Origin of the sequence: Amycolatopsis sp. SID8362 (assembly GCF_010550475.1) — a bacterium.
GTDB classification, from domain to species: Bacteria; Actinomycetota; Actinomycetes; order Mycobacteriales; family Pseudonocardiaceae; genus Amycolatopsis; species Amycolatopsis eburnea.
This window is the reverse complement of record NZ_JAAGNB010000926.1, coordinates 1-5,305: the sequence shown is the minus strand read 5'-3', so window position 1 is coordinate 5,305 and position 5,305 is coordinate 1. Positions and strand designations below refer to the sequence as shown.

9 protein-coding genes are annotated in these 5,305 nt (G+C 72.8%); 5 read left to right on the top strand and 4 right to left on the bottom strand.

Going from position 1 to position 5,305, the window contains the following annotated elements:
* The coding region (locus G3I65_RS28905; protein WP_160698904.1) for a MarR family winged helix-turn-helix transcriptional regulator at nt 1–266 on the bottom strand (266 nt) is incomplete at its 3' end.
* A gap of 171 nt (nt 267–437) precedes the next feature.
* Nucleotides 438–758: a helix-turn-helix transcriptional regulator gene (locus G3I65_RS28900; protein WP_125312085.1), complete on the bottom strand. Its 321-nt coding sequence runs from the start codon at nt 756–758 to the stop codon at nt 438–440.
* An 86-nt stretch (nt 759–844) separates the two neighbouring features.
* On the opposite strand from G3I65_RS28900, the gene G3I65_RS28895 reads away from it, so the two are divergent.
* The 3 genes from G3I65_RS28895 to G3I65_RS28885 all read left to right on the top strand — a co-directional run bounded on the left by G3I65_RS28895 (nt 845) and on the right by G3I65_RS28885 (nt 3,112).
* A complete protein-coding gene (locus G3I65_RS28895; protein WP_160698903.1) occupies nt 845–1,834 on the top strand; it encodes an NAD(P)-dependent alcohol dehydrogenase in 990 nt (329 codons plus the stop codon).
* 76 nt (nt 1,835–1,910) lie between these two features.
* The gene (locus G3I65_RS28890; RefSeq protein ID WP_239071508.1) at nt 1,911–2,618 is read left to right on the top strand and encodes a hypothetical protein; all 708 of its coding nucleotides are present in this window, start codon (nt 1,911–1,913) and stop codon (nt 2,616–2,618) included.
* A gap of 83 nt (nt 2,619–2,701) precedes the next feature.
* Nucleotides 2,702–3,112, top strand: a complete 411-nt coding sequence (locus G3I65_RS28885; protein ID WP_160698902.1) for a VOC family protein — start codon at nt 2,702–2,704, stop codon at nt 3,110–3,112.
* Nucleotides 3,113–3,479: 367 nt separating this feature from the next.
* On the opposite strand, the gene G3I65_RS28880 is transcribed toward G3I65_RS28885, so the two are convergent.
* Nucleotides 3,480–3,653, bottom strand: a complete 174-nt coding sequence (locus tag G3I65_RS28880) for a hypothetical protein (protein ID WP_160698901.1) — start codon at nt 3,651–3,653, stop codon at nt 3,480–3,482.
* Nucleotides 3,654–3,728: 75 nt separating this feature from the next.
* On the opposite strand from G3I65_RS28880, the gene G3I65_RS28875 reads away from it, so the two are divergent.
* A complete protein-coding gene (locus tag G3I65_RS28875) occupies nt 3,729–4,406 on the top strand; it encodes a GNAT family N-acetyltransferase (protein ID WP_160698900.1) in 678 nt (225 codons plus the stop codon).
* On the opposite strand, the gene G3I65_RS28870 is transcribed toward G3I65_RS28875, so the two are convergent.
* Nucleotides 4,403–4,828 (bottom strand): DUF2269 family protein, encoded by a 426-nt coding sequence (locus G3I65_RS28870; RefSeq protein WP_160698899.1) that lies wholly within the window; start codon nt 4,826–4,828, stop codon nt 4,403–4,405. The genes G3I65_RS28875 and G3I65_RS28870 overlap by 4 nt on opposite strands.
* 136 nt (nt 4,829–4,964) lie before the next feature.
* Here G3I65_RS28870 and G3I65_RS28865 point away from each other — a divergent pair.
* Nucleotides 4,965–5,305: hypothetical protein (locus G3I65_RS28865; protein WP_160698898.1), on the top strand; the 341-nt coding region annotated here is incomplete at its 3' end.

The window sequence follows — 5,305 nt, the reverse complement described above, 5'->3', positions numbered from 1 at the left end:
GCGCGCCGGTCGGCGGGGTCGGGTTCGCGGCGCAGCAGCCCGGCGTCGGCGAGCTGGTTGACCAGGGTGCTGACCGAGTTGTTCGCCAGGTGCAGCTCGCGCGCGGCCGCCGCGACGCCGATGCCGGGGTGGTCGGCCACCACGCGCAGGACTTCGATCTGCGCGCTCGGCAGCGGGAAGCCGGGCACCTCGGCGCGCACGCGGCGGCGCACCACGCGGCGGATCCCCTGGACGGCGCCCAGCAGCCGGTCGGCGAGTTCGGTCATGCCGCCAAAGTAGCTCTGACTCAGAGCTGTTAGCAACGCTAAATGTCTGGTTGGCGCGGAAGCTCCCGGATCAGCGTGTGTCTTCGGGGAGGGTCTGGTCGACCTCGGGAGTCGAGGCAAGCCGGCTGAGCGTCGCGAACGGTGGGTTTCGCGATCCGAGTCATGGCATGATCAGCGGGCGGCTTCGGCGAGGGCCAGGTCGAGCAGGCCGGGGAAGCGGGCGTCGAACTCCTCGCGGCGCAGCGCGTTCAGCCGCTGCGTGCCGCTGTCCCACTGCTTGAGCAGGCCGGCCGCGCGGAGGATCTTGAAGTGCCGGGACGCCGCGGGCTTGCTGACCGGCGGCATGATCGCGCCGCACGACTGGCCGGGCTCGCGGGCGAGGGCGGCGACCATGGCCAGCCGGTGCGGGTCGCGGAGGGCTTCGAGGGCCGCGCTGAACGGGACGTCGTCGAGGGCCGGGTGGTCCAACGGGGTCGCGGTGCGGCTGGCCATGTCCCGAGTATCCCTGGTTGCCGGGACGCGCGGGGCTGTGCCATGGTCGATGTTAGCCAATCGGTTAACATGAGGGAGGTTCCCCGGTGCGCGTCTACCGTCCCGAGGCGGGCAAGCTCGTCCGCCACGACGAACCGGAGCCCGAACCGCAGCGCGGGGAAGTGCTCGTCCGCGTCCGGGCGACGTCGCTGAACTACCGCGACCTGCTCATCCTCGACGGCGCCCACTTCACCACCGGGCCGGGCGGGCTGATCCCGTTGTCCGACGCCGCGGGCGACGTCGTGGCGGTGGGGGAGGGGGTCACGCGGTTCGCGGCCGGCGATCGGGTGCTCGGCAGCTTCCACTCGCACTGGATCGCCGGACGGCTGCCGGACACCCTCGTCGGCTACGGGAACGGCCAGGACGGCTGGCTCGCCGAGTACCGCGCCGTGCCGGAGCACGCGCTTGTCGCGCTGCCCGATTCGCTCACCTACGAACAGGGCGCGACGCTGCCGTGCGCCGCGGTCACCGCGTGGACGTCGCTTGCCGGCGTGCGCCCGGGCGACGTCGTGCTGACCCTGGGCACCGGCGGTGTCTCGCTGTTCGCCCTGCAACTCGCCAAGCAGCACGGCGCGCGCGTCGTCGCGACGACGTCGAGCGCGGCGAAGGCGGCCAAGCTGACCGAACTCGGCGCGGACGCGGTGATCGACTACCGGGCGACGCCGGAGTGGGGCCAGGCCGTCCTCGACGCCACCGGCGGCCGGGGCGCGGACCGGATCGTCGAGGTCGGCGGGCCGGGCACGTTCGCGCAGTCGCTCGTCGCGGCCGGGACGCACCACGCCGAGATCGCGCTCGTCGGGTTCGTCGGCGCCGACGGGCCGCCGGTCGGCTTCATGGACCTGTTCCGCAGCGGGGCGAGCATCCGGAAGATCTGGGTCGGCAGCCGCGAGGACACCGAGGACCTCCTCCGCTGGCTCGCCGTCCGGCCGCTGGAACCGGTTGTCGACAGCGTTCACCCGTTCGACGACGCGGACGGGGCGTTCGAGCGGTTCCGGAGCCGGCAGAACCTCGGGAAGGTCGTCATTTCGGTCGCGTGAGGTGAAAGGGGTACCGCTGATCGGCTGAACCTGACCCGGAGTGACCGTTCGGCGGCGAAGTGCTGCCGTTCGCCGCGTGACCGCGGGGTTCCGGGCCGGAACCCCGCGCCGCGGGCGCATGCTGTCCTTTCCGACCCCGGTGTCCCCGCGCCTGACGTCCACTGTGGACATTGCCAGTGCGCCCGGCCCGGCGGTCCCTTCTCGACCGGAGATAGGACACATCGTCGTGACCCTGCTGGACAGCAAGCTCGTCCGGTGCTGGACGTCCCGCCCGCACCTGCAGTCCCTCTACACCCTCGCCGCCGCGGCCCCGCGGGTGCGCGCCGCCCTCGGCCTCGCGCCCACCGGCGGCGGCACGGTCGGCTTCAAGGTGGACGGGGACGCGCTGGCCCGCACCGAAGCGGAGCTGCTGGCCGCGACGTCGGCCCGGCTGCCGGTGCACCCGCTGGTGACCCAGGACCTGAACGGCCGGTCGACGGTGCGGTGCTGGCGCCGCAACCGCGACCTGCGCGTGCTGACCGGTGACCTGGTCGACGTCGCGGACCGCCTGTCGCGGGCGGGCTACGGCGGCTGCCTGCGCTTCGCGACCGTCGAGTTCGGCGAGCAGACCGGCCGCCTCGACCGGAAGCTCGCGCTGGTGTACCTGTTCGACCGCGGCACGTTCCACACCGCGCCGGTCCCGGGCACCCGGCCGCTGGACCGCGCGCTGGAGCTGCGCGCCCGTGCCGCGCTGCACGGCGCGCTGCCGCTCGAACCGGACGTGCAACGCCGGTTCGTGCTCTGACGGGTGACGCTGAAAATCCGCCGATTGGCGCTCTTCCCGCGTTCTGCGAGGATGCTGCTCTCTGCCGAGCGAAGGAGATGGCCGTGGCTTCTCGTCTCAACCCGTACCTGAGCTTCCGCGACGACGCGCGCCAGGCGATGGAGTTCTACAAGAGCGTCTTCGGCGGCACGCTGACGGTGAACACGTTCGGGGAATTCGGTTCACCCGAAGGCGCGGACGCGGACAAGATCATGCATTCCCAGCTGGAGACCGACAACGGCTTCACGCTCATGGCGTCGGACACCCCGGCCGGGATGGAGCACAAGCCGGGCACGAACATCACGGTCAGCCTCAGCGGCGACGACGCCGACGGCCTGCGCGGCTACTGGGAACAGCTGAGCGACGGCGCGACCGTGACGGTTCCGTTCGAAAAGCAGATGTGGGGCGACGAATTCGGCGCGCTCGTCGACAAGTTCGGCATTCCCTGGATGGTCAACGTGGTCCAGGGGTCGTAGCGGGCCGTTGCAGCGGGCGCCCTCTTCGGTGACGATGAGGTGACGGCGCCTGCGAGGCGCCGGGCCGAAGGAGGCCCGATGGCGGGTACCCCGTGGATGTGCGCGCAGTGCGGCGCGGTCAACGACCCCGGCGCCGGGCGGTGCGGCACCTGCTCGGGCCTGGCTCCGGGCCGCGCCCGCGCGCGGGCGCTGTGGGTACTGCTGACCCTGATGGTGGTCGCCGCCGTCGCGGTGGGCGGCGTCCTGCTGTTCACCGGGCGCCCGAAACCCGAGCAGGGCGCATCCGGGCCGTTCCCGGCGTACACGACGCCCTCGCTGCCCACGACGAAGACCGTCGTCACCACCGCCCAGGCCCTCACGCCGCCGGTCACGCCGGCCACACCGACGACCTCGGCCACGCCGGAGGGCGCTCTTCACGAGCGGCTTCCTCGGCCAGCCGCTTGGTCTCGCGCCGGCCCGAGAGCACCTGGGTGGCGATCACCCCCGCCAGGCCGAGCAGCGCGACGACGATCGGTATCCACACCGGGACCTGGGAACCCACGAGCGCACCCTACCGGCGGCGCTCAGGATGTGGGACCGGTGCCGCCGCGCCCGCCGGGGCAGGGATCTTGGTGGTATGGCTTCTCCGCTCGACAACCCGGCGCTGGCGTCCCTGACCGGGTCGCACGCCCGCTTCGCCGAACAACGCGGCCGCGTGCTGCGCTACCCCGAAGACGTCGCTCCCTTCCTCGCCCTGCCGGACGACCCCGGCGAGCGGGACTGGCTGGACCTCGCCGAGCTCGCCGGGCCCGGGACGACCGTCGTGCTCGCCGCGACCGCCGCGCGGCCGCCGTCCGGCTGGGAGGTGCTCGGCGTGACGCCGGGTGTCCAGCTCGTGGACGAAGGCGTCGCGGCCGCGCCGGAGCCGGAGGCCGTGCGGCTGGGGCTCGCCGACGTGCCGGAGATGCTCGACCTCGTCGAGCGGACGAAGCCGGGGCCGTTCCGGAAGCGGACCGTCGAGCTCGGCACCTACCTGGGGATCCGGCGGGGCGGCGCGCTGGTCGCGATGGCCGGCGAGCGGCTGCACCCGCCCGGCTACACCGAGATCAGCGCGGTCTGCACGGATCCGGCCCACCGCGGCGAGGGCTTGGCCACGCGGCTGGTGCTCGCCGTGGCGGCGGGGATCCGCGACCGCGGCGAGACGCCGATGATGCACGCCGCCGCGAGCAACACCTCCGCGATCCGGTTGTACCTCTCGCTCGGGTTCGCCCTGCGGAGCCGGCCGGACTTCGTCGCGGTCCGTGTGCCCGGCTAGGCACCCGTCGAGGAGCCGGGCCGCACGATCATCAGGACCGTCACGGCCGCCCACAGCAGGTTGAACACGCCCGTGACCATCGCGAGGCGGCTCAGCTTGTCCGAAGTGGACTCACCGGTCAGGAGGCGTTTCTGGCGCGGCAGCACCAGGAACGCGAGGACCGCGGCCGCGACGGCGGTCAGCCCGATCGAGGTGAGCAGCCACGGGTCGCCCATGACGTGCATGGTGCCCGCGACGCCGAACCCGAACACCGGGACGGCGATGGCGGCGTAGGCGTACACGCGGCAGATCCGGTGCAGCATCGCCGTCACCTTGACCTCGCCCTTCCGGACGGCGGCGGGGAACATGCTGGCCGCGACGGCGACCGGGCCGACGGCCAGCACCGCCGCCAGGACGTGGACCGAGAGCAGGAATTTCGACACCCGGAGAACCTACTGGGTTGCCGGGCGGCCCGGTGAGTGGCTGGAATGCCAAGAACCACCAGGTTTCAGCCAGCCTCGCGGGGATGTCGAATCCGGCGGTTCCCCTTCGACGAACAGGTAGCGAAAGGGGACCACGATGACCACCACGACCTCCCTCACCACCCGGGTCCGCAGCCTGCCGGTCCTGCTCGCCACCGAAGACGACGCCGAGGACATGGGCCTGCTGGCGCCCGACGACCGCCTGACCTGCCACGTGCACGGCCGGTGGATCCACCAGTGCGTCGCCTCGCCGGCGCACGTCAGCCCGGTCACCCGGCACCGTTGGTGCCGCGGCTGCCGGACCGAACTGTCCGTCGCGGTGGACGAGCTGTCCCTGTCCGTGACGATGTCCTGCCCGCGCTGCGGCGGCGGTGCCAGCGCCGCGACCACCCGGCTGACCGCCGCCTGCCGGGCGAGCCTGGCCGCCGAACGCGACAT

What these genes read in the sequence shown, in the direction of transcription:
- G3I65_RS28900 (WP_125312085.1), bottom strand. Translation starts at nt 758, where the DNA reads ATGGCCAGCCGCACCGCGACCCCGTTGGACCACCCGGCCCTCGACGAC.
- G3I65_RS28875 (WP_160698900.1), top strand. Translation starts at nt 3,729, where the DNA reads ATGGCTTCTCCGCTCGACAACCCGGCGCTGGCGTCCCTGACCGGGTCG.